The organism is Aquisalimonas sp., assembly GCF_007120195.1.
GTDB lineage: Bacteria > Pseudomonadota > Gammaproteobacteria > Nitrococcales > Aquisalimonadaceae > Aquisalimonas.
On sequence record NZ_SKOG01000223.1, the window covers coordinates 37,294 to 59,947 of the forward strand.

The following is a 22,654-nucleotide window of genomic DNA, read 5'->3' on the forward strand; positions in this document are numbered from 1 at the left end:
CGCACCGCCGCCCGGCCGAGACGGTGCGTTTCCTGTCGCCGCCTGAGGGCATCGAGCGCCTGGGGGCACTGGCGCTGACGCCGCCGGCACCGCCTGCGCTACTGCGGCGTGCTCGCCCTCTCGGGCCGTGCGGGCCAACTTGCCTTTCGCTCCGGGCAAGCATGCGGATCAAGGCAACGCTTGATCCTTCTTGATCAATGGGATAAACGTTGACGGACGTATAGACAAACGCCTATATTCGAAGAGTGAGCGCAATGCGGATCGCGGGCTTCGACTGGGACGACGGCAACCGTGAGAAATGCCAGAAGCACGGCGTTTCCTGCGCGGAAATCGAGGACATGTTTTCCCGCGCACCGGCCATCCTCCCCGATCCCGCGCATTCCCGCGACGAACAGAGATGGCGGGCTATCGGGCAAACGGTTCAGGGCCGCTATATCTTCATTGTCTTCACTCTGCGCCCCGCCGATGCCGAGGTGCCTTTCCTTCGGCCTATCAGCGCCCGGCACATGCATGAAGAAGAGATCCAGCACTATGAACGCCAGCAAGGACGATCTTAAGCCACTGCCCGAGCTTCGGAGCGACGAGGAATCCGAGCGCTTCGTCGAAGAGGCCGACCTGTCCGAATACGACCTCTCGGGCTTCAAGCGCGTGCATTTCGAGTTCGAGCCGAAGAGCGCGCAGATCAACATGCGCCTGCCCGAAAATCTCCTGAAGGCCATCAAGGCGCAGGCCAAGGCGCGCGGCATTCCCTATCAGCGCTATATCCGCGAGACCCTGGAACAGGCGATCCACGACCCCAAACGGTGAGCCCGCGCCAGGCCCCACAGCCGGCCCGAGACACCAAGGATTACCCGCACCGGCTTCGCATGAACGTCTGCGACTTCATTCCCATGCACCCGGTCCGCACATGTCCCGCTCCTACCGCGCGGTCCCCTGGCCGAATCGCTTCGGCGAGGTCGCGCCAGTGCACCAGGAGGGAGCGCATCTGCACGAATGGGCAATGCAGAACTCACATTCCGACACTCGCCTCCAGGCCGGCGTACGGTATCCTAATGTTCTGCTCAGGAGTGCGTGTCATTTTCGCGGCTGGCGCGTCCGGGGCAGAACACTACCAATGGGGCCATGCCAAAAAAAACCACGGGCATAGGGGGTAGCGCTGGTTGGGCACGCATACCGTGACACTTGCCACAAGGTGGCTGGGACGGCTCATCTGCGCGATGGCCTGTACTGCCGTATTGGCTCTGCCTGCAGGCCGTGCGGGCGAATCCGGCATTTTCCCCGAGCGGGATCGCGAGCCGTTACAGCTCGCCTCCGTTCACGCTACCATTGGCCCGCTCGAGGAGGAGAGGGTGTGGTTCGGCAAACGGGCGGATGACGTGACCTCCGTGGCCTCGCTCACCAAGCTGATGACCGCCATGGTGGTGCTGGACTCCGAGCGACCCCTGGACGAGTGGCTGACCATCGTCGAGCGCACGCATGAGGTGGAGAAAAACGCCTATACACGCATGCGCATCGGCTCGGAACTCACACGCGCGTCACTCCTGCGCATTGCTCTGATGTCCTCCGAGAACCTGGCCACGCATGTGCTCGCACGCCATCATCCCGGAGGGCGGGAGGCGTTCATCCAGGACATGAACGCCAAGGCCCGCTCACTCGGGATGACCTCAACGCGGTTCGTGGACTCGAGCGGACTTTCCGCAATGAGCCGCTCCACAGCCTCGGACATGCTGAAGATGGTGCGCGCGGCGTACCACTATGACCACATTCGGCGGTTTTCCACCACACCCCATCACACGGCGCGGTTCCGCGCTCCGCGTTACACGCTGGGCTACGGTAACACCAACCCACTGATCAACCACCCGCGGTGGGACGTCCAGGTAAGTAAGACGGGTTACATTGCTGAAGCGGGGCGTTGTCTCGTCATGGTGGCGGAGGTGGACGGCCACCCAGTCGCCATGGTGTTCCTGAATTCCCACGGTACCCGCAGCCCCTTGGGAGACGCCGGGCGCACACGCCGCTGGCTGACCACCGGGGAAGGCGGCGTCGTGGCGGCCGCAGCGCGGAAATACGAGCAGCAGCAGGCGGAGCGACTCGGCGGCGACAGGTAGCCCAACTTAGCGGATTCGGCCTCGATGACGGCGGTCCTGCGCCGGCTCGGCTACCCGATGAACCGCAAGCGGGTGCAACGGTTGATGCGGCAAAGGTCTCGGCCACAGACAGGCCGATCGTCAGGCCCAGCGCCGCCCCGGCGGGTCTGCACGGCAGCAATCACATCGGCGGGGAATGCGGGCGGCCTTCGGGAATCAGGCGGTGCAGCAGGCCGCCGGCGGCCGGCACGGTAATCGTTGCCACCACCAGCCAAGTGGGGTCGGGAAACAGCATGCGGCTGCGGGGCGAGATGAGCAGCACATCGTTGAGCCATTCGACAATCGCCACGACCCCCAAGGCACACTGGGAGGCCACACCACCCAATACGACCCCCAACGGCGCCAGGAGCAGCACGTCCAGCACTCCCGAAGGAGCACGCCGGGACTGTTGGTGATCGGGATGCCTCATTCCATAGGCTTAGGCGGCAAACCCACTCAGGACACTAGCCGCGGCGCAGCCCCGAGGCGCTCGCCTGCTGCTGCAGCCACTCCTTGAGGGCCCGAATTCCAGGCTCATTGCGACGGCTGGTCTTGTAAGCAAAACGGAACTCGTCCCCGGTCTTCACCGTGTAGCAGGGCAGAATCACCATGTCGGGGTGGTCCGTTGGGTCGATCATGTAGTCGTTGGTGAGCGCGATACCCTGGTGATAGCGGGCGGCGGCATGGGCCAGGAGCATGTGGCTGAAATGCTGCATGCGCGCGGACGCCGGCAGGCCGCAGCCCCCCGCCGCGAGCCAGACGCGCCAATCCTCCGCCGGCTGGCCCAGGATGCTCGAGGCAGAGAGCAGCGGATACCGCGTGAGCCAGGCCGCGTCGATGCGCGCTGGCGTTTCGGTGTCGATCATGCCGGCTTGTTGCAAGTCGCTGCGCATGGACTGCCAGAATTGGCGGCTGCAAATGGGGAAAAGCCGCTCCGAGTAGAGCAGATCAGAGCTAAACCCCGTGTGGCGGCCTTGAAGGGTGATGAAGGCGTCGGCAACACGCTCCGAGAGTGCCGGCGAATGGTCCGTCATCTCCAGCATCAACTCGAGCGCTGGGTGGCGGCGCTGCAGGTCGGGCAGGCGCGGGATCAACCAGCGCACGGCAAAGGAGCTAAATACCGCCAAGCGCAGCTGGGTGTCACCGCGCCCCTGGAGCTTCTCGCTGGCGCGCTCGATCTGGGTCAGCGCAGCGCTCACTGCCTCCAGGTATTGCTGCCCCTCCTCCGTGAGCGCGAGCTTGCGACCGCCGCGCACAAACAGTGGCTCCCCGAGATACTCCTCCAACTGCTTGATACGGTGGCTGACTGCGCTCTGACTCACGCGCAGCTCCTCTGCAGCGCGCGAGAAGCTGTTGAGACGGGCGACCGCCTCGAATACAGGGAGTGCCTTCAAGGGCGGTAGTCGCATTATTCAATAATCTAATAGCTTGCCAATATTCATCATTATACAAGATTTTCCGCCGCCCCTAGGATGCCCTCCAATCCCGCCGGCAAGCGGCACCTGCAGACAGGCAAGGAGGGCACACATCATGACCGGGCGGACGGTGCACAGCGCGATCATCCTGTTGGTCATCGGCAACCTGTTGGCGATCTTCTCTGACGCCATCATCAAGTGGCAGGGCGGGGAGATTCCGGTTCTGCAATTCGTTTTCATGCGCCTGCTGTGCACACTCGCTGTGCTGGCGCCGTTGCTGCCGCTCATCGATCGCGACAACCTCTTCCGTGGCACCCGCATCCACCTGTTGCGCGCCCATATCAGCATCGTGGGCGTATTGTGCATGGTGATCGCCCTGACCAATCTGCCCCTGGCCACGGCCAATGCGTTGTTTTACGCCGCGCCGCTGCTCGTCATGACCCTGGGTGTGGTGATGTTCCGCGAGCGCACCACCCCGTTGAGCGTGCTGGCGGTGATCAGCGGATTCGCCGGCATCCTGATAATCCTGCGGCCCCTGGAGTTCACCTGGCAAGGGGTGAGCGCCCTGGGTGCCGCGGCGGCACTGGGCATAAACGCGCTGTTGGTGAGAAAGCTGCCCCGCGGGCAGTCGATGGTCCACACGCTGGTGCTGACACACGTCTACGGACTGCCCGCAGCACTGGCGCTCATGCTCTGGGAGGGCGCAGCCTGGGATTGGGGGCTGATGATCGCCGCGTTCGGTTCCGCCCTCTTTATCCTGGGCTACAGCGCGACGGTGCTGCTCGCATACCGGCACGTGGCGGCCAACCGGGTAACCAGCGCGGAGTACACCGGCCTAATCTGGGCGATCGGCTTTGGCTGGCTGTGGTTCGGGGAAGTGCCCGACTTGTGGTTTTTCGCCGGGTCTGTGCTCATCGTCGGCCCACTGGTGCTGTTGAGTCTGGCCGAGCACCGGGGACTGCGCCGGGACAAGCGCGAGTTGCCCAGTCCTCCGCGACCGGCCCCGGCGGAGCATCAGACCGATCGCCTCGTGCGGGTCCACGAATAGGCCGCGGGATCCTGTGGCCCTGCCGCGACGACTGACACGCGCTCCCGGGTCAGGACGCAATCGATTAGGCCATTGCAAGGGACAAGCACAGGCATGCGGGGGAATGCAATCAGCGGGACCGGGGCAGGCGGCCAACCGCCTCTGCCCCGGTAACTCTCTACCGCCACTCCAGGTCGTTCAGAGCGATTCGGTAACTGCCCTCGCGTTGGTCCCAGCGAACGCTATAGGCACCCGGGTAGTAGCCTTGCGGATCATAGCGCTCGGCGACCGGCACGGCGAACGAGTTATCGGGCTGCTCTGACAGCATGTCCACGGTGACCATGGGCTCAAAGAAAATCAGCCGCCCGTCCCAAGTGCCGTACAGGAAGGTCTGCACGAAGGGCTCCGGGTCGTGCGCACGCAGCTCCGGTGCGTCCGCGTGTACCAGATGCACGCCCATCATGGGCACTGGCGGCAGACCGGGGTCCAGGTACCCTGAGGGGATGAACTCCGCCGGGGGAAGCCTGCCGGCCTTGTCCAGGAAGGCGGGATCCTCGGGGTGAATGGCCCGCCGCTCCTCAGGGCCGATGGTGTAGAAGTGCACGTCAAAATGGGGTTTGTCGTAGACCCCTTCCGGCTTGTGTCCCGCCGGATTCCAATCCAACGTCACGTGCTGGAACGGGGTGGGATTTGCCGCCGGCATCTCCAGGACATATTCGAACGTGCTGCGCCCATCCGGCATCGTCACGCCGCCATGCGCGCCGTTCGCCGGCACCGACGCCGTGAAGGCCTCGTCGATCTCCACGCCCACTTCGCTGGGCACACCGTTATCCATCACCACATAGGTTCGCGCGGAACCTTCCTGCAACGACAGGGCAGGGCCATAGAGCGTTTCCGCCGAAGCGGAGGCCAGGGCCACCATCATTGCGCCACCGACACACACCGGGGCGATGCGCCGGGCCCGAGCACCGGCGCGCCCACGACTCGGATCGCGGGTAAATTTCATGGGAAGAAACTCCAGGGGGGACGGCCGCGTCAGCCCGGTAACCCGCTGGCTGCCGGGCGCTCTTCCGGGAAGCCGTCATTGCCGGGTGAGCGATTAATGCTAGCCGAGTCGAATGGGCAATTCAAGCCGTCAGGCTTCCACAAAAGGGCGAAAGATGGCATGTTCGTCGGCGGTATCCATACGGGAGCAAACCGATGAACACAGCATGCCGTTTTACCCTGTCGTTGCTGCTGGCACTGGCCATGGCAACCGGGCTCGCACTCACAACAGCAATTGCGGGGGAGCACGACGACATTTACGAAAACGAGGTTGCCAGCAGCACTGACCTGACCAGTGATGACATCAGCGACGCGGAACTGGAGGGTTTTCTGCTCGCCGCGGAGCAGGTGCAGGATATCCGGGCGAGTTACGCGGAGATGATCCGTGAGGGCGACTCGGGGGAGTGGGGGGAACTACGCCAGGGTGCCGTGGATGACATGACCACCGCCATCCAGTTCAACGGGCTCGACGTCGATACTTACCGGGCCATCGGGTATCTGTACCAGAATGACGACGAGGTCAAGCAACGGCTAGACGCCATGGCGGCGGAGATGTAGATCGCCAAACATCCCATCGGCGGCGCATGCCGGCCTATTCAGGGTGGGCACCGGTCGCGTGCTGCGCCTATTGCTCAGGCATGGGCGAAGTCCGAGCGTATACTCCGACCCGGATTCCGAAAGGCCGCGATGCTCAATGACGATGGGTCGCTATACTCCCAGGGGAGGCTGGCGGCGTATCGGGGGGAGCACCGCTATACTGCGGGATTCATTCAGCCGACACACCACACAACAGCAGGAGGATCGGGCACATGGCAGACTTTGGCAGGGGTATCATGGCGGGCTTAGTCGCCACGCTGGTGATCTCGTTGATCATGATTATGCGGCAAGCGGCAGGAATCATGCCCTGGTTCGATCCCATCGAAGTCATGAGTCTCACCGCCCAGAACCTGTTGGGCATGCCGCACAGCGTCGCCGGCGGCTGGGTCTTGCACATCGGCATCGGCAGTTTGATATGGGGCGTGCTCTTTTCCGGGCTGGCAGACATGCTGCCAGGCAAGAGCTACACCAGGCGGGGGCTGCTCTTTGGTCTGCTGGCGTGGATACTGGTGATGATGACCGTATTTCCCATGGCCGGGTCCGGGTTTTTTGCCATGGGCTTTGGTGTGATCGCACCCATTGCCACGCTGATCTCGCACCTGATCTTCGGCGCCGTGCTGGGCGCGACCTACGGCTGGCTGAGGACGCTGTAGCCGGGATACCCCGGCTTTACTGGCCGAAGTACAGACTCCGTAACAGGGAGATGTACCCGCCCTCGGCGACGAGGAAGAATATCAGGATCAGCAGCACTATGGGGGGGGCAAAGACGGCATAACGCAGCGATGCCCGCTCCCATTGCATGTGCATGAAAACCGCGATGATCAGCCAGGCCTTGAGCATCATGAACAAGATGACCAGAAACCAGCGCAGGAATCCCTCCACCTCGTTGTAGTCCACCAGATAGGAGAAAAAGCTCAATACAAACAACCAGCCCCAGACCTGAAGGTACAGGCCGATCGGATGTTGCTGCCCCTGTGTCTCGGCCATGGCATCACCTCAAAGCAGGTAGAAGAATGCGAAGATGAAGACCCACACCAGGTCCACGAAGTGCCAGTACAGGCCGGCCACTTCAACCGGCTCATAGTTGCCACGCCGGTCATAGTCCCCTTTCAGTACCTTAATGGCGACGGTCAACAAGTAAATCACGCCAATGGAGACGTGCAGGCCGTGGAAGCCGGTGATCATAAAAAAGACCGCACCGAATTGCGGTGCCCCCATGGGATTCTCCCAGGGGCGCACGCCCTTCTGAATGAGGTCCGTCCACTCGTAGGCCTGCATGCCCACGAAGCTTGCGCCCAGAAGCACCGTGAACAGCAGAAAAAGCGCGGCCATTTTGCGGTTACGGCGGTAGCCGAAGTTCACCGCCATGGCCATGGTGCCGCTGCTGGTGATCAGGATGAACGTCATGATGGCGATCAGCAGCAGCGGAAAATCGTGCCCCATGATGGTGAGCGCGAAGACCTCGCCGGTGTCCGGCCAAGCCTCCTGTGTGGTGAGCCGCACGGCCATGTAACCCACCAGTAACAGCGTGAACACGAACACGTCGCTCAGCAGGAAGATCCACATCATGGTCTTGTTCCACGAGACCTTCGGAAAGGCCTCACGGTCCGCCGACCAATCATTCACCAGGCTTCGCCACTCCCCGGACAGGGTCTCGGGTTGTGCGTTCTCCTCTAGCCTCCGCTCGACCATCTGCGGTTACCTCTGTTTACGAGACCCAGAACAGCACGCCGAATAGCAACAGCCACACCACCAGCAGGAAATGCCAGTAGATGGCACACAGCTGAACGTACAACTGCACGGACGCGACGTCCGCACCGCCCGTCAAAGCGGATCGGGTCTTGGACCAGGCCACGAGGCCCGCTATCAGGTGCAGCCCGTGGAGGCCACTCATCAGGTAGAAGAAACTATTGGCCGGGTTCGCCGCCAGATAATAGCCCTGCTCCTGCAGGTGGAACCAGGCCCAGAGCTGGCTGCCAAGGAAGGCAACCGCTAGCACGCCCGTCCCCAGCAACCCGCGGCGGATATCATGGATATGCCCCAGAGCCGCCGCCCGGCGTGCCACCTCAAAGGCAATGCTGCTGCCCACCAAAAGTACCGTGCTCAGCCACACCTGCCAGGGCAAGGGTATGGGCTGCCAGTCCCCCACATGCCGGCGCATCATGTACGCGGAAATGACCAGCGCAAACATGGAGGCAAGCGGGAGCAGGAAGATGAGCAGCCCGCGCATTGCTGCGCGGCCCCGCCCTGCCGGCCCCTGCCAGGAGCGGCCGTCACCGTCAGGGTCCAAGGTGCCACGGGACGGGTCGTACTTTACCCAATGACTCATGAGTGCCCCTTCTCCCCGGGCTGTTCGGGCCCGTGACCATGTCCCTGACTCGGCCCGCGTTGCGGCTCGGTCTGAGGGACGAAATCCGCGGACGCACCAGGGACGTTGTAGTCGTACGCCCAGCGGTGCACCTCGGGCACCGCTGGGCCCCAGTTGCCGTGCCCGGGCGGTGTTTGCGGCGTCTGCCACTCCAGGCTGGTCGCGCCCCACGGGTTGCCGCCGGAGGGCCTGCCGCGGAAGGCGCTCCAGATCATGTTGTAAAGGAAGAGGATCTGGGCCGCGGCCACCACCAGGGCGACGATGGTAATGAACGTGTTCAGGTCCAGCGCCGACTGCGGAATGAACTCGTAGTCGTAATCAAAGTACCGCCGCGGCATTCCCAGCACTCCAAGGTAGTGCATCGGGAAGAAGATCACGTAGGTGCCCAGGAAGGTAATCCAGAAGTGCAGCCGGCCCAGGGTGTCATTCATCATGCGGCCGGTGACCTTCGGGAACCAGTGGTGGATCCCCCCGAACACCACCAGAATCGGCGCCACACCCATGACCATATGGAAGTGCGCCACCACGAAGTAGGTATCCGCCAGCGGAATATCCACAATCACGTTGCCGAGGAACAGCCCAGTCAGCCCGCCCACCACGAAGGTGACGACGAAGCCGATCGCGTAGAGCATGGGGACGGTCAGGTGGATGTCTCCCTTCCACAGCGTCAGGATCCAGTTATAGACCTTGATCGCCGTGGGGACGGCAATAACCAACGTGGAGATTGCGAAGAAGAAACCAAACGAGAGATTCATCCCGCTGACGTACATGTGATGGGCCCACACGAAGAAGCTCAGGCCACCGATAATGACGATCGCCCACACCATCATGTGGTAGCCGAAAATGTTCTTGCGCGCGTGCGTGCTGATGAGGTCGGAGACCAGCCCGAAGGCGGGCAACGCCACGATGTAGACCTCCGGGTGCCCGAAAAACCAGAACAGGTGCTGGAACAGCAGGGGGCTGCCGCCCTCGTGCGGTAACTGCTGGCCCATGGCGATGATCGCCGGCATGAAGAAGCTGGTGCCCATGGTGGCGTCGAGCATCATCATGACGGCCGCGACGAACAGTGCCGGAAACGCCAGCAGCGCCATAATGGAGGCGACAAAGATCCCCCAGACAGTCAGCGGCATGCGCATCAGGGTCATGCCTTTGGTCCGCGCCTGCAGCACGGTGGTGACGTAGTTCAGGCTGCCCATGGTGGCGGCCACGATGAATATGGCCAGGGATAACAGCATGGTGAGAATGCCCCAGTCCGCCCCCGGGGTGCCGCCGGTAATCGCCTGTGGCGGGTAGAGCGTCCAGCCCGCCCCTGTGGGCCCGTCAGGCACGAAGAAGCTCGCCATCAGCACCAGCACGGAGACCAGGTAGAACCAGTAGCTGAGCATGTTCAGGTACGGGAATACCATGTCCCGCGCGCCCACCATCAGGGGGATGAGGTAGTTGCCGAAGCCCCCGAGGAACAGCGCAGTGAGGAGGTAGATCACCATGATCATGCCGTGCAGGGTCATGAACTGGTAATACGACGAGGCATCCACAAGCCCCGAGTCCGGGAACCCCAGCTGGATGCGCATCAACCCCGAGAGCACGAGCGCGACCAGCCCCACCGCAATGGCGGTCAGGGAATACTGGATCGCAATGACCTTGTGATCCTGGCTCCAGACGTACTTGGTAATGAAGCTCTGCGGCTCGTGGTGCTCGTGGGCATCAGCGGACGCGACAGTAACCATGGCTTACCTCTCTGCGTTAGTGTCCGGTGCGTCCGGGTTATTGTTCTCGTCATCCTGCAAGCTACGGATATACGCCACCAGGGCGTCGAGCTCGTCATCGTCAAAATCGTAGGCGGGCATGGCCGGCGGATACCCCTTGGTCAGCTGTGCCCTGGGGTCGGTAATGGATCGACGGATGTATTCCTCGTCGGCGACCACCGTGGAGTCATCCTCCAATGTGACTTCCCGGCCGTAGAGATTCAGCCATGTGGGCCCGACATCACGCGAACCGTCATCGCTGTGGCAGGCCATACAGCCCTCCGAGGTGGCCAGCTCCCGCCCCCAGCTCACCTCGTCGTCCTCATCGCGGTCGCCCAGCGCCGCCAAGTGCTCGCCGAAGGTCTGCTGCTCGCCCAGCCAGTCCTCGAACGCCTCCCGCTCCATCACATTCACGGTGGCGCTCATGTTGTAGTGCCCGACGCCACAGTGCTGGGCGCAGAGCGCCTCGAAGGTACCGGTGCGCGTGGGCGTGAACCAGAAGGAGGTGACCATACCGGGGACCATGTCCATCTTGGCGCGGAACTCGGGCACGAAGAAGCTGTGGATTACATCCCTGGCCCGCATTACAAGCTCGACAGGCTGATCGACCGGGAGGTGCAGATCGCCACCCGCCGGGATGACAATGTCGTCCTGGCTGGCGGGATCGCCCGGATCCAGGCCGAGCGGGTTGTCCGAGGTCACGTGCTCGATACTGGTGCGTCCCAGCTGGCCGCTCTCCCCGGGGTAGCGAAAGGCGAAGCGCCACTGCTCGCCCACCACCTCCACCCGCATTGCGTCGTCCGGCGTCCGGGTGAAGTCGTAGTAGTACACCAAGCCGGGCGCGAGCAGGGCAACAATTCCGACGGTGGTGAGGCCAAGCAGCCACAACTCGAGCCTGCGGCTATCCGGCGAGTACTGCGCCTTGCGACCCGGGCGATGCCGGTAGCGAACGATGGCGAGCACCATGAACAGCGTCACCGCGACGAACACGACGCCGGTGATGGCAAAGGAAATATGGAGCATGGCATCCATGGACTGCCAATTGGAACCGAGTTCGGTTAGCGTCCATGGGGTGAGCAAGTGGAACGCGACCGAACCGATGACGATGATGGTCAGGATGATTGCCAAAACCATAGACACAAACCCCGATGCGCTGTAGAGGCACCTCTGGATAGCTCGTTGATGGCCGTGCTCGCACACAGCGCGCAGCGCGGACCTGTCAACGGCCGCATCACTATACGTCCATTACGGCAACAACGAATTGACTACGGGAAAGTCTGCGTGAAGAAACGCTTCACGCGGTACTGGAACGTAATGATCCAGTGCGGAGCGCCACCACCCGTACCGGCCCGCTGAAGACTGGGATGTCTCTTGACCGCCCGCTCCACGATCTCTTCCTGGCCCGGTTCAAGGTCGACGAAGAACACGTGCTTCTTGTCCTTCAATGCCCTCTCGAAGCGCTCGAACTGAACATTGGGTGTTTCGATTCCCCGCAGTCCACCTTCCCAAGTGAAAAACCCGAGCAGCACAATCGCCAGGAAAATGAATGGCACCCAGCCGGCCGGCGTATCCGTCCAGCCCGTCAGGGCGGCCACGACAAGCACCACGATCGCGAGGCATGCGCCAACAGCCGCACCGATCAGGCTGGAGTGGACCACGTCTCTCTTCATCAGGTCGGTCACGGCGTGAAGGTGATGATGGTGCTTAACGCCGCTTTCATTGTTGGTCAGCACGTGGATCTGGGGCGTCACGATGCCTTCTTGCTCGAGTTCTTCCTCCAGACGCTCCAGGTCGTCCAGGTCGTCACTGATGAAGAAGTAACGCGTGGTTTTCATATGCATTTCTCCTCTACTACCACCCGCCGGATGAACGGCCACGGTAACTCGTTCTGCCATGGCCAGGACGACCCAGGCTTCAAGTTTTCCCCCCAACCTGCAGGTTAGCCGCTTTTGTGGAACGCGTCACGGCAGCAGATGGTATAGCATGACCTGGGAGCAGCCCGCCACAAGCGCGACCGGCCAGCAATAACGCACGCGAGTGGCGATGCCCCCGGGGTGGCCGCGGGCTAAATCGCGAGGCTCTTCTTAATTTGTTCGATCGAAGCACCCGTGAGGTCCTTGTCCACCGTGTGCGTCACCAGCCCGGCGGTCTTATCGTCCAGCCCACCACGCAGACGCCCGAGAAACCGCGGCTCCGCCGCAATCACCAACTGCTCCGCCTGGCCCTGGGTGCGGATCTTCTGGAGCCGGCTGGCCACTTCACTGGCAAAACGCTGGGCATACTTCTCCGTGGTTTCCGTGCGCGGATCCATTCGCCGGACCTTCGACTTGGTAGATTCATGCTGCGCCCCCGGCCCCTGCTCTTCCAAATCACCGGCATGCTGGCGATTTTCCGGGTGCTCCAGGCGTTCGGCTTCTTTCACGGGTCCGAGCCCGTCACGAAAGAAAATCCGCGCCTCGGAAGCATTCGCCACGACGATGCACTGCTTCATCGGCAATCTCCTCTGCTGCCTCGTCTTCGGTCCCTGCTCGCAAGCTTGATGGCCACTGAACCGACTTTCAACCCGGGCGGTGCCAGCGAGGCGAGTGGATCAGCGGTGATCCACCCCAGTGCGTCGGAGGTATTCCTTCTCAGTGGATGCCCAAACGATCCAGCCCCAGACCATGCCGCCCATGGGGAACATCACCAGGGCGAGGAGCAGATTCGGCAACGGCTCGAACTCCGGTGCAATCAACCACATCACCATGGTCCAGACCAGCGCGGTGGACACCCCCCAGGCCAGTGCGCCGTTCACCAGAATAAACCGTCGCTTTCCCTTCTGCCGGGTTTCGCCCCAATGGGCCAGCCGCTGTTGTCTGGACGTAATCACTGCCGCCTCCGATACCACCTCACTCGCGTCCTTCTCACCAGTCTAATTCATGCAAGCCATCGCGGCCTTCGATCAACGACAGCAACGCCCCCCGCCCACAGATGATCGGTGTTGAACCAGGCATGGCGCAGGCCAGCGACACCCAACCGCTGGTAGACAGCGAACGCGGCAATGACGATGGTGGCTGCCATGGCGAGCGCGTGCACAGTGAGAGCCCCAGCACGCCAGCGGTCATCCCAACGCGGAACCGCTGGTGGTGGCCACGTACGAAGTGATAGGCCCCCTTCATCGCCGGCGAGCAGGACTGTGGCATTTCGAGGGTATGCGAGAGGTTGCCCACACCCCGATGCTCGGCTGTCAACTGATCGATGACGCCGGCCACTGGGTGCGACGTGGGCAACCCGAAGCGGTGAAGTGGCGATTGCTGATTTTCTTCAGGGTCCCATTAAGGAACCCACGGTGAACGATGGGATCACCTCCTGATCGTTCACCGTGGGATGGCCGTTTTCCTCAGGCTCAGCGAACATCCCCGCCCGAGAGGTCACCCAGAAAGTGCTCGCCGTCGGCGACCTCCGGCCCGGCGCGATAGGACAGCTCCCAGGAGCGATACCCGAAGTCGCGCAGGCGCGCCTCGTTCTGCGTCAGTTCGGTCTCCCGATCCAGGCGCTCGAAGGTGTACCGAGCCACCACGGTGGAATCAGGGCGCTTGTAGCCCCACTCAACCAGCCGCTGCTCGGTCAGGCTGCGGGCTTCCCGGGTTTCTCTCTCAACCACGGTAGAAGGCTGTATCTGCGCTGGCGCAAAACCATACGCGACTACACGATCGTGGGTGGCATCTGCCGCAAGCGGCCCCGCTGATGCACCAACAATGGCAATGGCTGCGATCAAGTGACGAGTCTTCATGGCAAGTACCTCTTAGCGTCTATGTTTCGAGTTCGTGGCAGGCTCCTAACCTCCCTGCCCTTGATGCTCAGTGTACGTAGCACTCACTAATCCACTATTGGCGAATGTGCTTAAGTAACTTCCACATAAGAAAAATCCCTCCAATGCATGGCTGAGCTCCATTGAGCTGGATCGTCATCCGTGTGGCGTCGCCGTCCACGGCGAAGGCGGCATCGTTGACGTCCGGCGGCCCCATGCTGCCCAGGGCATCGCGGCTGAAGCCGTAGGGCTCCGGAGCTCTGCCGCCTGGGCGCTTGCCAGGGCCAGCCCCCAGCCCCTGCACCGCCGCCGCGGCGGTTCGTGCGTGATCCGATCATTTCGTCCTCCTGGGCGTTCACGTGCGTGTCATCGCCCACGAGTGTTGCGCGCACGCTCGCGATGGGCATTGGTTGTGCGATGGATTGCAGAGGGTTGCGATGGACAGTGAATGGCGGCGATGGACGGCAGGCGCCTTCAGTCGCGGTGGGGACCCCCGGAGCCCGGCCGGAGATCCCCGAACAGGTCAGGCGTTGTGATCTCCTCCCTGAACCTCGCGGTACGGGACCATGAACCGCTCGACCAGCGCGTCACTGCCTTCGAGGATGGCGTCGAACACAGCGCGGGTGGTTGGCCTCGACTTCGCCGCCATCCCGGTCGTGCGGCGCAGAGACAGCTTCACCCGCGGGGTCAGAGGTGATGCATCAGGCGACGACGCTCGAGCGCACCCTGACCGGCCTTCGCTGCGACCACCACCGCGGGACTGCAGCGTGTTCGGCACTTGCGGCTCGGTACCGTAACCCACGGCCCAGTAGCGGAAGTGCTGCTGAAGGTGCCCCGACTTTGGCGGTCTGCCTCAGCCAAGCCGGCCGGGTCCGTGCAGGGAGCCGAGTCCGTTTCCCGATCCATTCGCATTCCGGTATGGTCGAATGGATGCAGGCGGGCACGCCTGCTCCCACCAACTGGAGATGCCGCCATGCCCAGCCGACCCCAGAACGCAGCTAACTCTTCGGCCAACACAAGGCCATTGCGCCTCATTATACCGATGGCCGTGTGCATGCTCCTCGCCGCCTGCGCTGCCGGACCCAATGGTGCGGATCATGACCACCAGTATGACTCCGCGACGACCTCCCATGAGCTGACCGGCACCATTGTCGCCATCGATGCGGACAGCAAAGTCTGGTATGTGAACCACGAGGAAATACCCGGCTACATGGATGCGATGGTGATGCCGTTCCAGGTTCCGGACGACCAGTACTGGACCGAGGAGCTCAGCGTTGGCAAGACCATTACCGGGACCATAGTCGTGGCGGGTGACGACCACCGGCTGGAAGATATTGAGATCCAGAACGACTAATCATTTGACCCCGGGCTCTGCACGTTCTCCAGCGCTCCACGCACCACGCCCGGGCTCAGGAACTGCGGCAAAACCACCGGTTCCATCGGGTCGCCCTGGGCATCACGCCCCGGGAACAGGACGTACAGCGGGATGCCCTTGCGCCCGAAGCGCTCGAGCAATGCCTGGATCTCAGGGTCGGGCCGCGTCCAATCGGCCTCCATGCGCACAATGTCTTTCTCCCGGAAGGCTTTGGTCACCGAGGGGGCACTCAGGGCACCCCGCTCATTGGCGATGCAGCTAATGCACCAATCTGCTGTGGCATTCAGGAAAACGGGCTCACCGTCCTGCACCAGTGCCTCCAAGCGGTCCGGGTCATACGCAAGCCACGTGCCCTCAGCAGCTGCCTCGGCCACCGTCCCTCGCGGGCGTGGCTCCTCTGCATCCGGCACCCACAACAACGCCACCGCGGTGATAGCCGCCGCAACTGCGAGTCCCTGGCCGACGGCACGCGGACCTGGGCGCGTCGCCACTGTCTCGATCGAACGCAGCCATACCACGAAGACGATGAGCAACAGGCCTGCGAGCACGACGGCCATGCCCATGGCCCCGGTCTGTCCGCCGATCACCCACAACAGCCAGATCACAGTGAGATACAGCGGGAACGCCAGGGCCTGCTTGAACACCGTCATCCACGGGCCAGGCCGCGGTAGCACCCGGGCAAGCCCTGGGACCACGACCAGCACCACAAACGGCAGCGCCATCCCCACGCCTAAGGCAATGAAGACGAGTAACGAATGCACCGGTGGCTGGACCAGGGCGTAGGCAATCGCCGTTCCCATGAAGGGTGCGGTGCAGGGGGTCGCGACCACCGCGGCAAGGGCTCCCGTGAAGTAGGAGCCGCCGTAGCCGCCGGATTCCGTCAACGACTGTCCAACCCCCATCAGACGGTAGCCGAAACTGAGCAGCCCGGAGAAGTTCAAGCCCAGCAGGAACAGGATGTACGCAAGCAGGCCCACAAACCACGGCGATTGCAGCTGGAAGCCCCACCCGCCAACCATTCCGGCCTGGCCCAGGACATACAGAACCCCGCCAATGACGCAGAAAAACGAAATCACACCGAGCGCGTAGAACACGGCGTGAATCCGGTGCCGGGTATCGCCGAGCTTGACGGACTCCATGATCATGAGGGCCTTGATCGACAGGATGGGGAACACGCACGGCATGAGATTCAGCAACATGCCACCGGCCACCCCCATCAGCAGCACGGTGAGTAATCCGAATTCGGAAAGCGCCCCCGCCTGGACCCCGGCGGCCACCGTTGGCTGCCCATCACCAACAGCTTCACTGATTTCGTAGCCCCGGGTTTCGCCCGGAGACTCCACCACCAGCACGCCCTCCAGCCGATCCACATCCTCCTCCGCGCTGGCGTCCAGTGCGTGTCGGAGCCGAATGCGGTCGGCGGAAATATCGGTGGACGGCGTCGCGTCGATATCCAGCACCCGGGCTTCATAGGGGAAAAAGCGCACGCGCTCGGCGCGCTCGAAATCCCGTTCCGGGCTCGCGAGGACCAGCTCCAGCGCCTGGTCCTCGACTTGGACACGTTGCTCCCACTCGGGTATCTGCCGGGGCAGCTGCTCGCGGGTGCGCTCGAAGAGTTCGCGTCTCGGCGGCTCAGCGGCCTCGGCGGGTGCTGCGGCGACAGGCAGCTCCAGGGAAAACGCCCCGTCACCGAGAATGCAGATATCACTGCACACCGCCCAGGAGATCTCCGCGCCCACGCTTACTGTGTCACCGGGCTCCAGATCGTCATCCGGCACCACGCGAGAGAGAAGCAGCACGTCGCGGTAGTAGCCGTAACTGGTGACACCCTGCGCCTCAATGACGTCTGGCAACGGCCACTCCGTGCCACCAACGTGCGCCTTGTCGGAAGACTCCCATTGGATGCTCGTGGCCAGGCCGGCTGCACCTGGGTTACGCCAGTACGTCCCCCAGCCCTCGTCCGGGCGCAGGTGCACACCGACCCAGAAGGGCTCTCCGGGCGCGAGCGCATCGGAATCACTGATCAGATCGACGTTGATCCGCTCGAAGCGCTCTGCCTGCGCGGCAGTGGCGGTCAGCGCGAGGAGCGCTAAGGCGCCGAGCAGGCGAATCATGTTGCTGGTATGGCGCATGATCCTGCTTCGCAATCGCCAAGAGCCTGTCAATCCATCACAGCGGTAGAATTGCATCTCATACGGCGCTCCCCATCATGGCTCTCACTGCTTGACCCCGGCGATGCGCTCGCGCATCTCGTCGCCGTCCCAGTCAGGGTCGCCGACCACTTTGTAATGCACCCGTCCCTGCGCATCGAGTATAAAGGTGGTGGGTAGCGTACCCACCGCCCAGGCGTCGGTCGCGACACCGTCGGGATCCGGCAGCAGCGTGAACGAGAGGCTGATCTCCTCCCTGGCCTCCAGGAACTCCTCGATGTCCACCGCCCACTGATTGACCGCGATGGCCACCACGTCGGTTGCAGGCCCGTCCGGGTCGGCGTGCAGGCGCTCGAGGGCTGGCAATTCCCGCACGCAGGGCGCACACCACGTGGCCCAGAAGTTAACCACCAGGGCGCGGCCCTCAAAATCCTCGAGACTGCGCTCCTGTCCGGTCACGTCCTCGAGCGCGAACCCGGGCGCCTGCTCCGGGTTGTCGTAGCGGATTATGTCCACCGATCCCGCCGGGGTCGCCGTGCCGGGCAGGACAGCCGCCGCCACCAGAGCCATCGTCGCCACAGTCTTTCCAGGCATCATTGCTCCCCCGGGAATCGCTAATACACGGCCATAGGCGCCAATCCATGTCCGCCATGCCAGGCCGTTGCTCACAGGCCAGGCATGTGCGCCTGCAGCTCTCGTGCGGATGCATTCGCTCCCATGCGAAATCAGCCTAACCCTGTACGACCGCACAACTTAAACAAAAAACAGCTCGTTCACGATAAAATAATAGATTACGTCGGTACGTTAAACTGCGTATAAATACGTATTTCACATGCTCCACCTAAGGCAGATAGGGCGCCGCCCAGTGGTCAACGTTGCGTTTTCGCGAGGTTTTCCAAAGAGTCCTACACGCGCGCTGGACGTGCGATGATGACTCCGCCTTTCTCCGCAGCGCTCGGCTTGCAGCAGGTCCGTGAACTACCGAACTCTACCTACGTAGAATTACAGATGGCGAAATAAAAGTGAGTGTAATAATTAAAAATGGACGTCCAACTCGTTTAGGATACGCCATGGTGTCGATTCGCGTAATTTTTGCAAACCGGCCTATCCACGGTCGCAGTTTCGTGGACGACAGCACCCATTTCCTTGGAGGCATCATGAGCGTTTCCGAACCTCCCGGCGCGCGCGGCACGCTGCACTTCGGCAGGCCCCCACGCATCGCCACCTCCCCCCGGGGCCATGGGCATTCCCTCCGGGGCACTAGCGTTGCCCGTAGCCCCATCAGAGGCGGATTCTGTGACAAGCGTCACCGAATGACGCGGCGCCGCGAGCTATAAGGGAACAAGTCGGGTGCCATAAGGACAAGTCCGCATCATGCTCTCTAACACATTTATTGTCGCAGTAACCCTCGGGCACCCTGGACAAGCGTTAGGGATAGGGGTGGCGAAATGATAGTAAAAGAAGCGGAGCCATATTCAGCAACAGCCAATGGCCTGACTGCTGGAAATAATCAAGAACAAAATGTTGCATTTTTATTGCGAAGTGAGTTCGAAAACGCACAATTCATTCGCGTCATTAATGACCTGACTATATCCCATGGGAATGAGAGCGCCCAGATAGACCATTTGGTCATCCATCGATACGGCTTCATTGTGATCGAATCGAAGGGCCTTTGCGGCGAGTTCAAGGTTGACACCAAGGGTGAGTGGTGGCGGTGCGACAGTGGCCGCTGGCGGAGCATGCCATCACCCGTCCGACAGGCAGAATTAAAACAGGATCTACTGAAGGACTTTTTGGGGAGGCACGTCAAGAAATTTCTTGGAAGAATTCTGGGTATTCAAATGCGGGTCGGGGGGCGTGATTGGCAGGCCCTCTGCGCTCTATCCAGCAACACGATTTTTCATCGGGATGGAATGTCGGAAGCGATTTCGTCGAAAATTGTCGAAACCGAGTCACTCGGCAATAAGGTGCGCCTAATATGCAGCCCAACGGGGGGCGGGGAACTTAATGGAAAGCCGTGGTTCTCAGAGCAGGAGATGGCGAACGTGAGTCACTTCCTCCTGGAACATCATCGAGGAAACACGCCGGAAGTCGCCAGGGAGATGCCGCAGTCCCTTGCCAATGAACAGAATTCGTGTGTTCCGGGCTGAAGATGAAGCCGTGCGTAGCAAGGGGCTGCCTGCGTGCCGCGCCGGCAACCCCCTGAGTGAATACTTCGCGCCGTCCTGGCCCGCGCGACACCGGGGCCTGAAGGCGGCCGGCGCCGGCATCCCATAGATGCACAGTAAGGACACGGTCGTCGTCACTGGCGGAGCAACCAGATCCGCGAGCTGGTCGAGGCCACGTGAAGACGAGGGAGCGACGCTCCTTCGGCGAAGACTCCTGTTGGGTGGCAGTGATTTCGGTCAAGGCGAACGTCTGGGCCGACGGCGCGGTGCGGTCCATTCAGCGGGACGGCGCCACGGCCACGCTCAAATCGTACGGCTCGGCTTGGGATAGCGCCCTGCGCAGCGCCTCGTCTGACGCGTAGGGCTGTCTGCGTATCCGCCGTGCGGTGACGGTGAAAGTGCACGCGCCGCCCGCATAGGGCCACGGCTCGACAGTCACCACCTCGTGGGAGCGGGTGACAGTGTAGGGCTCCCCCGCTACCCGGGGACTGATCCGTTCCGGTAGCGAGGCCCCACACAGCAGTAGCGACAGTGCGTCAAGCATCGCGATCCACTCCGAGGCCAGCGCGACCCCCGCCGGTAGCGCATCCCAACTGCCCCCGAGGCCAAGTTCCACCAGCACCGCATCCTGACGGCATCGCTCCTCGGCCAGGAGGCGCCGCATGCCCGCGCTCTGCCGGGTCTTGAAAAACCGGGCACCGTGGATCCCGACGAGCAGGCCAACCAGGGCATCAACGGCGGCGGCACGCGCGATGCCGCGGCGCCACAGCTCCTCGTAGATCGGGTCCGGGGCACTCGTGAATGTGTGCGGTCGCCCCTCGCTGTCCACCGTCGCCGCACGGTCGGCCTCGCGCCAGCCATTGTCGTGCACCCGTGCCGCGGCGACGAACGCTGAGCGATGGGGCACGTGAGTGGGCAAGCTGGCGGCGAGCTCGCCGGTCAGATGGGCGTGGGCTTCTTGCCCTATTAGCACGAGCGACTCTCCATCATCATCGACGATCACCGCTACCACCTCCGCCATCGCAGCCACTCGATCCCTAGTGTAGCCTTTTGCCACGTGCACCCCCGCGAAGGCTGCTTCCCTCCCAGTGGCCGTGCTGCACCACCCTGCTGTCTTGACCGGTGGCGCAGCAACAACGCGTTCGAGGAGCCGACGGGCTTCACCATGATCTGAGGGCAATCGCGAAACTGAAACCACGGCGGGTCAGACCCGCGTACCCCCCGCCGCCAAGCATCGCCAAGGCCCTGAGGCCTTGGCAGACACAGGGACACGCGCAGGCGCCACCCATGGGGGCCGCACTGATCGCGGTAGATCCAACCCACTACGGTGCGCCATGTCTTGCCGTGCGCCGCGCGCAGGCCCCGGCGACCGCGTTACCTTAATGCGGAAACGACTTATACTCCCATGGGAGGTAATGAGAATGGCGGCATCATCAAAGAGCGACGAAGCGGAACGCAACCCCGTTCAAAAAGCCTTTCTTACGGCGGGCCTTGCGGCATTCCTTATTGTTGCTGTCTACATCTTTACCGACTCCGGCTTAGAGCATCTCGCCCTCTTCGCCATCGGCTTTGCCATCGGCTACACGCTCTTGCATGCACGCTTCGGCTTTTCCTCCGTGTACCGACAAATCGTCGAGAGCGGGAATACAGAGATGCTTCGTGCGCACTTACTCATGCTCGGGCTGGCCGCAGCGTTGTTTTCTGCATTGTTTATTTTAGAATTCGGACTTGGAGGGGCTATCCCACATCCCGCATTGTCGCCGATTAGCGTCGGCCTCGTTCTTGGCTCGTTTATGTTCGGTTTCGGCATGGAGTTTGGAAGCGGTCTAGCCCCAGCGGCGCTATACAGAATGGAGGGCGCCCGTTCCGCCATGCTTCTCACCCTTCTCGGATTTACGAGCGGCGCAACCATCGGCGGTGCACATTTCGGTTTCTGGAACGATTCACTTCCATCTTCTGACGCATTTTCACTAGCAGAAGATACTCCTCTTGGGTATTTTGGTGCCTTAGGGATTCTCATTATTGTATTTGGGCTCATCGGGATTATCACTTACACATACAAAATGCGTCAACGCCCGCCAGCATTACCTCCACTTCCCACGGCTGCCGGTTGGCGAAAATTTTTTTTCGGGACTTGGCCACTCCTCGTCGGAGCCTCTCTGCTCGCGATCTTGAATGCGCTCGTACTATTTGTGCAGGGAGAACCTTGGATGCTGACGGCGTCCTTTACCTTATGGGGAAGTAAAATAGTTAATGCGGTCGGTATCAGTGTGGGCGAATGGGCGTATTGGGAAATACAGGGCGAAATGCACACCCTAATGTTACCGCTTATGAGCGATTCACGAAGCATTCTGAATATCGGCGTTATCATCGGTGCCTTCGTAACATTAAGTCTCTCTGGCATTATTCGTTTTGAAAGGCCACCGTTTCATATCGCGATTAAGGCGCTTGTTGGCGGAACTCTGATGGGGTACGGCGCAACCATCTCATTCGGCGCCAACGTCGGCGCCTATTTCAGCGGTATTGCGTCGTTTAGTTTGCACGCATGGATTTGGACAGCTATGGCTATCGCAGGAGTTTACGTCGCGTACTTTCTCGAAAAGAAGTTTGACATTACAAAATCACAACAACGATAAGCAGTTATTCCTACTCAACGACGGGTTGAGGCGAGACGAATAAACCGTGGTCTCCGGCGTTTCGAGTAACGAAGCGAGGCAGTGGTCGAGATCATATCGTTACACATAAGTCCCGAGCGCCCACGGGCCGACCGGTGTAGAGCGGGCGCTGGACACAGTGGTTGCAGCCTGCTGTAATCGCCCCACGACAACGGACAGCTCGGGGGTGGTCGA

General features: G+C 61.9%; 28 protein-coding genes. 10 read left to right on the top strand and 18 right to left on the bottom strand.

The window, feature by feature from the left end; genetic code table 11:
- The first annotated feature begins 254 nt into the window (after nt 1–254).
- The 4 genes from QZT63_RS15960 to QZT63_RS20140 all read left to right on the top strand — a co-directional run bounded on the left by QZT63_RS15960 (nt 255) and on the right by QZT63_RS20140 (nt 2,342).
- Complete coding sequence (locus QZT63_RS15960) at nt 255–557, top strand: BrnT family toxin (RefSeq protein WP_290652485.1); 303 nt, start codon at nt 255–257, stop codon at nt 555–557.
- Nucleotides 532–807 (top strand): BrnA antitoxin family protein, encoded by a 276-nt coding sequence (locus tag QZT63_RS15965; RefSeq protein WP_290652486.1) that lies wholly within the window; start codon nt 532–534, stop codon nt 805–807. Before QZT63_RS15960 ends, QZT63_RS15965 begins: the two co-directional genes overlap by 26 nt.
- 368 nt (nt 808–1,175) lie before the next feature.
- On the top strand, nt 1,176–2,108 hold the full coding sequence (gene pbpG, locus QZT63_RS15970) for a D-alanyl-D-alanine endopeptidase (protein ID WP_290652487.1): 933 nt from the start codon (nt 1,176–1,178) through the stop codon (nt 2,106–2,108).
- A gap of 24 nt (nt 2,109–2,132) precedes the next feature.
- Nucleotides 2,133–2,342, top strand: coding sequence for a hypothetical protein (locus QZT63_RS20140; RefSeq protein ID WP_366637335.1), 210 nt, complete (start codon nt 2,133–2,135; stop codon nt 2,340–2,342).
- On the opposite strand, the gene QZT63_RS15975 is transcribed toward QZT63_RS20140, so the two are convergent.
- On the bottom strand, nt 2,269–2,502 hold the full coding sequence (locus tag QZT63_RS15975; protein WP_290652488.1) for a hypothetical protein: 234 nt from the start codon (nt 2,500–2,502) through the stop codon (nt 2,269–2,271). The genes QZT63_RS20140 and QZT63_RS15975 overlap by 74 nt on opposite strands.
- An 88-nt stretch (nt 2,503–2,590) precedes the next feature.
- The gene (locus QZT63_RS15980) at nt 2,591–3,535 is read right to left on the bottom strand and encodes a LysR family transcriptional regulator (RefSeq protein ID WP_290652489.1); all 945 of its coding nucleotides are present in this window, start codon (nt 3,533–3,535) and stop codon (nt 2,591–2,593) included.
- A gap of 121 nt (nt 3,536–3,656) precedes the next feature.
- Between QZT63_RS15980 and QZT63_RS15985 the strand changes: the two genes are divergently transcribed.
- Nucleotides 3,657–4,589, top strand: a complete 933-nt coding sequence (locus QZT63_RS15985; protein WP_290652490.1) for a DMT family transporter — start codon at nt 3,657–3,659, stop codon at nt 4,587–4,589.
- Between the two features lie 157 nt (nt 4,590–4,746).
- Here QZT63_RS15985 and QZT63_RS15990 read toward each other — a convergent pair whose 3' ends face one another.
- Nucleotides 4,747–5,574, bottom strand: a complete 828-nt coding sequence (locus tag QZT63_RS15990; RefSeq protein WP_290652491.1) for a DUF5602 domain-containing protein — start codon at nt 5,572–5,574, stop codon at nt 4,747–4,749.
- A 194-nt stretch (nt 5,575–5,768) separates the two neighbouring features.
- Between QZT63_RS15990 and QZT63_RS15995 the strand changes: the two genes are divergently transcribed.
- Both QZT63_RS15995 and QZT63_RS16000 read left to right on the top strand, forming a co-directional pair.
- Complete coding sequence (locus QZT63_RS15995; RefSeq protein WP_290652492.1) at nt 5,769–6,170, top strand: DUF4168 domain-containing protein; 402 nt, start codon at nt 5,769–5,771, stop codon at nt 6,168–6,170.
- A gap of 251 nt (nt 6,171–6,421) precedes the next feature.
- The gene (locus tag QZT63_RS16000; RefSeq protein WP_290652493.1) at nt 6,422–6,862 is read left to right on the top strand and encodes a DUF6789 family protein; all 441 of its coding nucleotides are present in this window, start codon (nt 6,422–6,424) and stop codon (nt 6,860–6,862) included.
- 16 nt (nt 6,863–6,878) lie between these two features.
- Here QZT63_RS16000 and QZT63_RS16005 read toward each other — a convergent pair whose 3' ends face one another.
- From QZT63_RS16005 to QZT63_RS16055, 12 genes are all read right to left on the bottom strand, one after another.
- Nucleotides 6,879–7,196 carry a cytochrome C oxidase subunit IV family protein gene (locus tag QZT63_RS16005; protein ID WP_290652494.1) on the bottom strand — a complete coding sequence of 106 codons (318 nt, stop codon included), beginning with the start codon at nt 7,194–7,196 and terminating at the stop codon, nt 6,879–6,881.
- A gap of 9 nt (nt 7,197–7,205) precedes the next feature.
- The gene (locus QZT63_RS16010; protein WP_290652495.1) at nt 7,206–7,901 is read right to left on the bottom strand and encodes a heme-copper oxidase subunit III family protein; all 696 of its coding nucleotides are present in this window, start codon (nt 7,899–7,901) and stop codon (nt 7,206–7,208) included.
- A gap of 16 nt (nt 7,902–7,917) precedes the next feature.
- Nucleotides 7,918–8,538, bottom strand: a complete 621-nt coding sequence (locus QZT63_RS16015; RefSeq protein ID WP_290652496.1) for a cytochrome c oxidase subunit 3 — start codon at nt 8,536–8,538, stop codon at nt 7,918–7,920.
- Complete coding sequence (gene ctaD, locus QZT63_RS16020; protein WP_290652497.1) at nt 8,535–10,304, bottom strand: cytochrome c oxidase subunit I; 1,770 nt, start codon at nt 10,302–10,304, stop codon at nt 8,535–8,537. Before ctaD ends, QZT63_RS16015 begins: the two co-directional genes overlap by 4 nt.
- A gap of 3 nt (nt 10,305–10,307) precedes the next feature.
- Nucleotides 10,308–11,456: a cytochrome c oxidase subunit II gene (locus tag QZT63_RS16025; protein ID WP_290652498.1), complete on the bottom strand. Its 1,149-nt coding sequence runs from the start codon at nt 11,454–11,456 to the stop codon at nt 10,308–10,310.
- 131 nt (nt 11,457–11,587) lie between these two features.
- Entirely contained in the window at nt 11,588–12,157 is a 570-nt protein-coding gene (locus QZT63_RS16030) for an NAD/FAD-utilizing enzyme (RefSeq protein WP_290652499.1), read from the bottom strand.
- Nucleotides 12,158–12,387: 230 nt separating this feature from the next.
- Entirely contained in the window at nt 12,388–12,813 is a 426-nt protein-coding gene (locus QZT63_RS16035) for a host attachment protein (protein ID WP_290652500.1), read from the bottom strand.
- Nucleotides 12,814–12,912: 99 nt separating this feature from the next.
- Nucleotides 12,913–13,191: a hypothetical protein gene (locus QZT63_RS16040; RefSeq protein WP_290652501.1), complete on the bottom strand. Its 279-nt coding sequence runs from the start codon at nt 13,189–13,191 to the stop codon at nt 12,913–12,915.
- A 47-nt stretch (nt 13,192–13,238) separates the two neighbouring features.
- Nucleotides 13,239–13,382 (bottom strand): hypothetical protein, encoded by a 144-nt coding sequence (locus tag QZT63_RS16045; protein WP_290652502.1) that lies wholly within the window; start codon nt 13,380–13,382, stop codon nt 13,239–13,241.
- Between the two features lie 325 nt (nt 13,383–13,707).
- Complete coding sequence (locus tag QZT63_RS16050) at nt 13,708–14,094, bottom strand: hypothetical protein (RefSeq protein ID WP_290652503.1); 387 nt, start codon at nt 14,092–14,094, stop codon at nt 13,708–13,710.
- Between the two features lie 94 nt (nt 14,095–14,188).
- Nucleotides 14,189–14,416, bottom strand: a complete 228-nt coding sequence (locus QZT63_RS20145) for a DUF2141 domain-containing protein (protein WP_366637345.1) — start codon at nt 14,414–14,416, stop codon at nt 14,189–14,191.
- A gap of 219 nt (nt 14,417–14,635) precedes the next feature.
- On the bottom strand, nt 14,636–14,761 hold the full coding sequence (locus QZT63_RS16055; protein ID WP_290652504.1) for a hypothetical protein: 126 nt from the start codon (nt 14,759–14,761) through the stop codon (nt 14,636–14,638).
- A 324-nt stretch (nt 14,762–15,085) separates the two neighbouring features.
- Between QZT63_RS16055 and QZT63_RS16060 the strand changes: the two genes are divergently transcribed.
- Nucleotides 15,086–15,466, top strand: coding sequence for a copper-binding protein (locus QZT63_RS16060; RefSeq protein WP_290652505.1), 381 nt, complete (start codon nt 15,086–15,088; stop codon nt 15,464–15,466).
- Here the strand turns inward: QZT63_RS16060 and QZT63_RS16065 are convergent.
- The gene (locus QZT63_RS16065) at nt 15,463–17,619 is read right to left on the bottom strand and encodes a thioredoxin family protein (protein WP_290652506.1); all 2,157 of its coding nucleotides are present in this window, start codon (nt 17,617–17,619) and stop codon (nt 15,463–15,465) included. The genes QZT63_RS16060 and QZT63_RS16065 overlap by 4 nt on opposite strands.
- An 84-nt stretch (nt 17,620–17,703) precedes the next feature.
- Nucleotides 17,704–18,207, bottom strand: coding sequence for a TlpA disulfide reductase family protein (locus tag QZT63_RS16070; RefSeq protein WP_290652511.1), 504 nt, complete (start codon nt 18,205–18,207; stop codon nt 17,704–17,706).
- An 878-nt stretch (nt 18,208–19,085) separates the two neighbouring features.
- On the opposite strand from QZT63_RS16070, the gene QZT63_RS16075 reads away from it, so the two are divergent.
- On the top strand, nt 19,086–19,787 hold the full coding sequence (locus QZT63_RS16075; protein WP_290652507.1) for a nuclease-related domain-containing protein: 702 nt from the start codon (nt 19,086–19,088) through the stop codon (nt 19,785–19,787).
- 295 nt (nt 19,788–20,082) lie between these two features.
- Here QZT63_RS16075 and QZT63_RS16080 read toward each other — a convergent pair whose 3' ends face one another.
- Nucleotides 20,083–20,826: a DUF3891 family protein gene (locus QZT63_RS16080; protein ID WP_290652508.1), complete on the bottom strand. Its 744-nt coding sequence runs from the start codon at nt 20,824–20,826 to the stop codon at nt 20,083–20,085.
- A 400-nt stretch (nt 20,827–21,226) separates the two neighbouring features.
- On the opposite strand from QZT63_RS16080, the gene QZT63_RS16085 reads away from it, so the two are divergent.
- Nucleotides 21,227–22,441: a YeeE/YedE family protein gene (locus QZT63_RS16085; RefSeq protein WP_290652509.1), complete on the top strand. Its 1,215-nt coding sequence runs from the start codon at nt 21,227–21,229 to the stop codon at nt 22,439–22,441.
- Nucleotides 22,442–22,654: the final 213 nt, after the last annotated feature.

Coding starts and splice junctions, on each gene's coding strand:
- QZT63_RS16035 (WP_290652500.1), bottom strand. CDS start 12,813: ATGAAGCAGTGCATCGTCGTGGCGAATGCTTCCGAGGCGCGGATTTTC.
- QZT63_RS16065 (WP_290652506.1), bottom strand. CDS start 17,619: ATGCGCCATACCAGCAACATGATTCGCCTGCTCGGCGCCTTAGCGCTC.
- QZT63_RS16050 (WP_290652503.1), bottom strand. CDS start 14,094: ATGAAGACTCGTCACTTGATCGCAGCCATTGCCATTGTTGGTGCATCA.
- QZT63_RS16085 (WP_290652509.1), top strand. CDS start 21,227: ATGGCGGCATCATCAAAGAGCGACGAAGCGGAACGCAACCCCGTTCAA.
- QZT63_RS16055 (WP_290652504.1), bottom strand. CDS start 14,761: ATGGCGGCGAAGTCGAGGCCAACCACCCGCGCTGTGTTCGACGCCATC.
- QZT63_RS16075 (WP_290652507.1), top strand. CDS start 19,086: ATGATAGTAAAAGAAGCGGAGCCATATTCAGCAACAGCCAATGGCCTG.
- QZT63_RS16070 (WP_290652511.1), bottom strand. CDS start 18,207: ATGGCTCTGGTGGCGGCGGCTGTCCTGCCCGGCACGGCGACCCCGGCG.
- QZT63_RS16000 (WP_290652493.1), top strand. CDS start 6,422: ATGGCAGACTTTGGCAGGGGTATCATGGCGGGCTTAGTCGCCACGCTG.
- QZT63_RS15965 (WP_290652486.1), top strand. CDS start 532: ATGAACGCCAGCAAGGACGATCTTAAGCCACTGCCCGAGCTTCGGAGC.
- QZT63_RS16030 (WP_290652499.1), bottom strand. CDS start 12,157: ATGAAAACCACGCGTTACTTCTTCATCAGTGACGACCTGGACGACCTG.
- QZT63_RS15995 (WP_290652492.1), top strand. CDS start 5,769: ATGAACACAGCATGCCGTTTTACCCTGTCGTTGCTGCTGGCACTGGCC.
- QZT63_RS16010 (WP_290652495.1), bottom strand. CDS start 7,901: ATGGTCGAGCGGAGGCTAGAGGAGAACGCACAACCCGAGACCCTGTCC.
- QZT63_RS15985 (WP_290652490.1), top strand. CDS start 3,657: ATGACCGGGCGGACGGTGCACAGCGCGATCATCCTGTTGGTCATCGGC.
- QZT63_RS20140 (WP_366637335.1), top strand. CDS start 2,133: ATGACGGCGGTCCTGCGCCGGCTCGGCTACCCGATGAACCGCAAGCGG.
- QZT63_RS16025 (WP_290652498.1), bottom strand. CDS start 11,456: ATGGTTTTGGCAATCATCCTGACCATCATCGTCATCGGTTCGGTCGCG.
- QZT63_RS16080 (WP_290652508.1), bottom strand. CDS start 20,826: ATGGCGGAGGTGGTAGCGGTGATCGTCGATGATGATGGAGAGTCGCTC.
- QZT63_RS16015 (WP_290652496.1), bottom strand. CDS start 8,538: ATGAGTCATTGGGTAAAGTACGACCCGTCCCGTGGCACCTTGGACCCT.
- QZT63_RS16005 (WP_290652494.1), bottom strand. CDS start 7,196: ATGGCCGAGACACAGGGGCAGCAACATCCGATCGGCCTGTACCTTCAG.
- ctaD (WP_290652497.1), bottom strand. CDS start 10,304: ATGGTTACTGTCGCGTCCGCTGATGCCCACGAGCACCACGAGCCGCAG.
- QZT63_RS15980 (WP_290652489.1), bottom strand. CDS start 3,535: ATGCGACTACCGCCCTTGAAGGCACTCCCTGTATTCGAGGCGGTCGCC.
- QZT63_RS16045 (WP_290652502.1), bottom strand. CDS start 13,382: ATGGCAGCCACCATCGTCATTGCCGCGTTCGCTGTCTACCAGCGGTTG.
- QZT63_RS16060 (WP_290652505.1), top strand. CDS start 15,086: ATGCCCAGCCGACCCCAGAACGCAGCTAACTCTTCGGCCAACACAAGG.
- QZT63_RS15960 (WP_290652485.1), top strand. CDS start 255: ATGCGGATCGCGGGCTTCGACTGGGACGACGGCAACCGTGAGAAATGC.
- QZT63_RS15990 (WP_290652491.1), bottom strand. CDS start 5,574: ATGAAATTTACCCGCGATCCGAGTCGTGGGCGCGCCGGTGCTCGGGCC.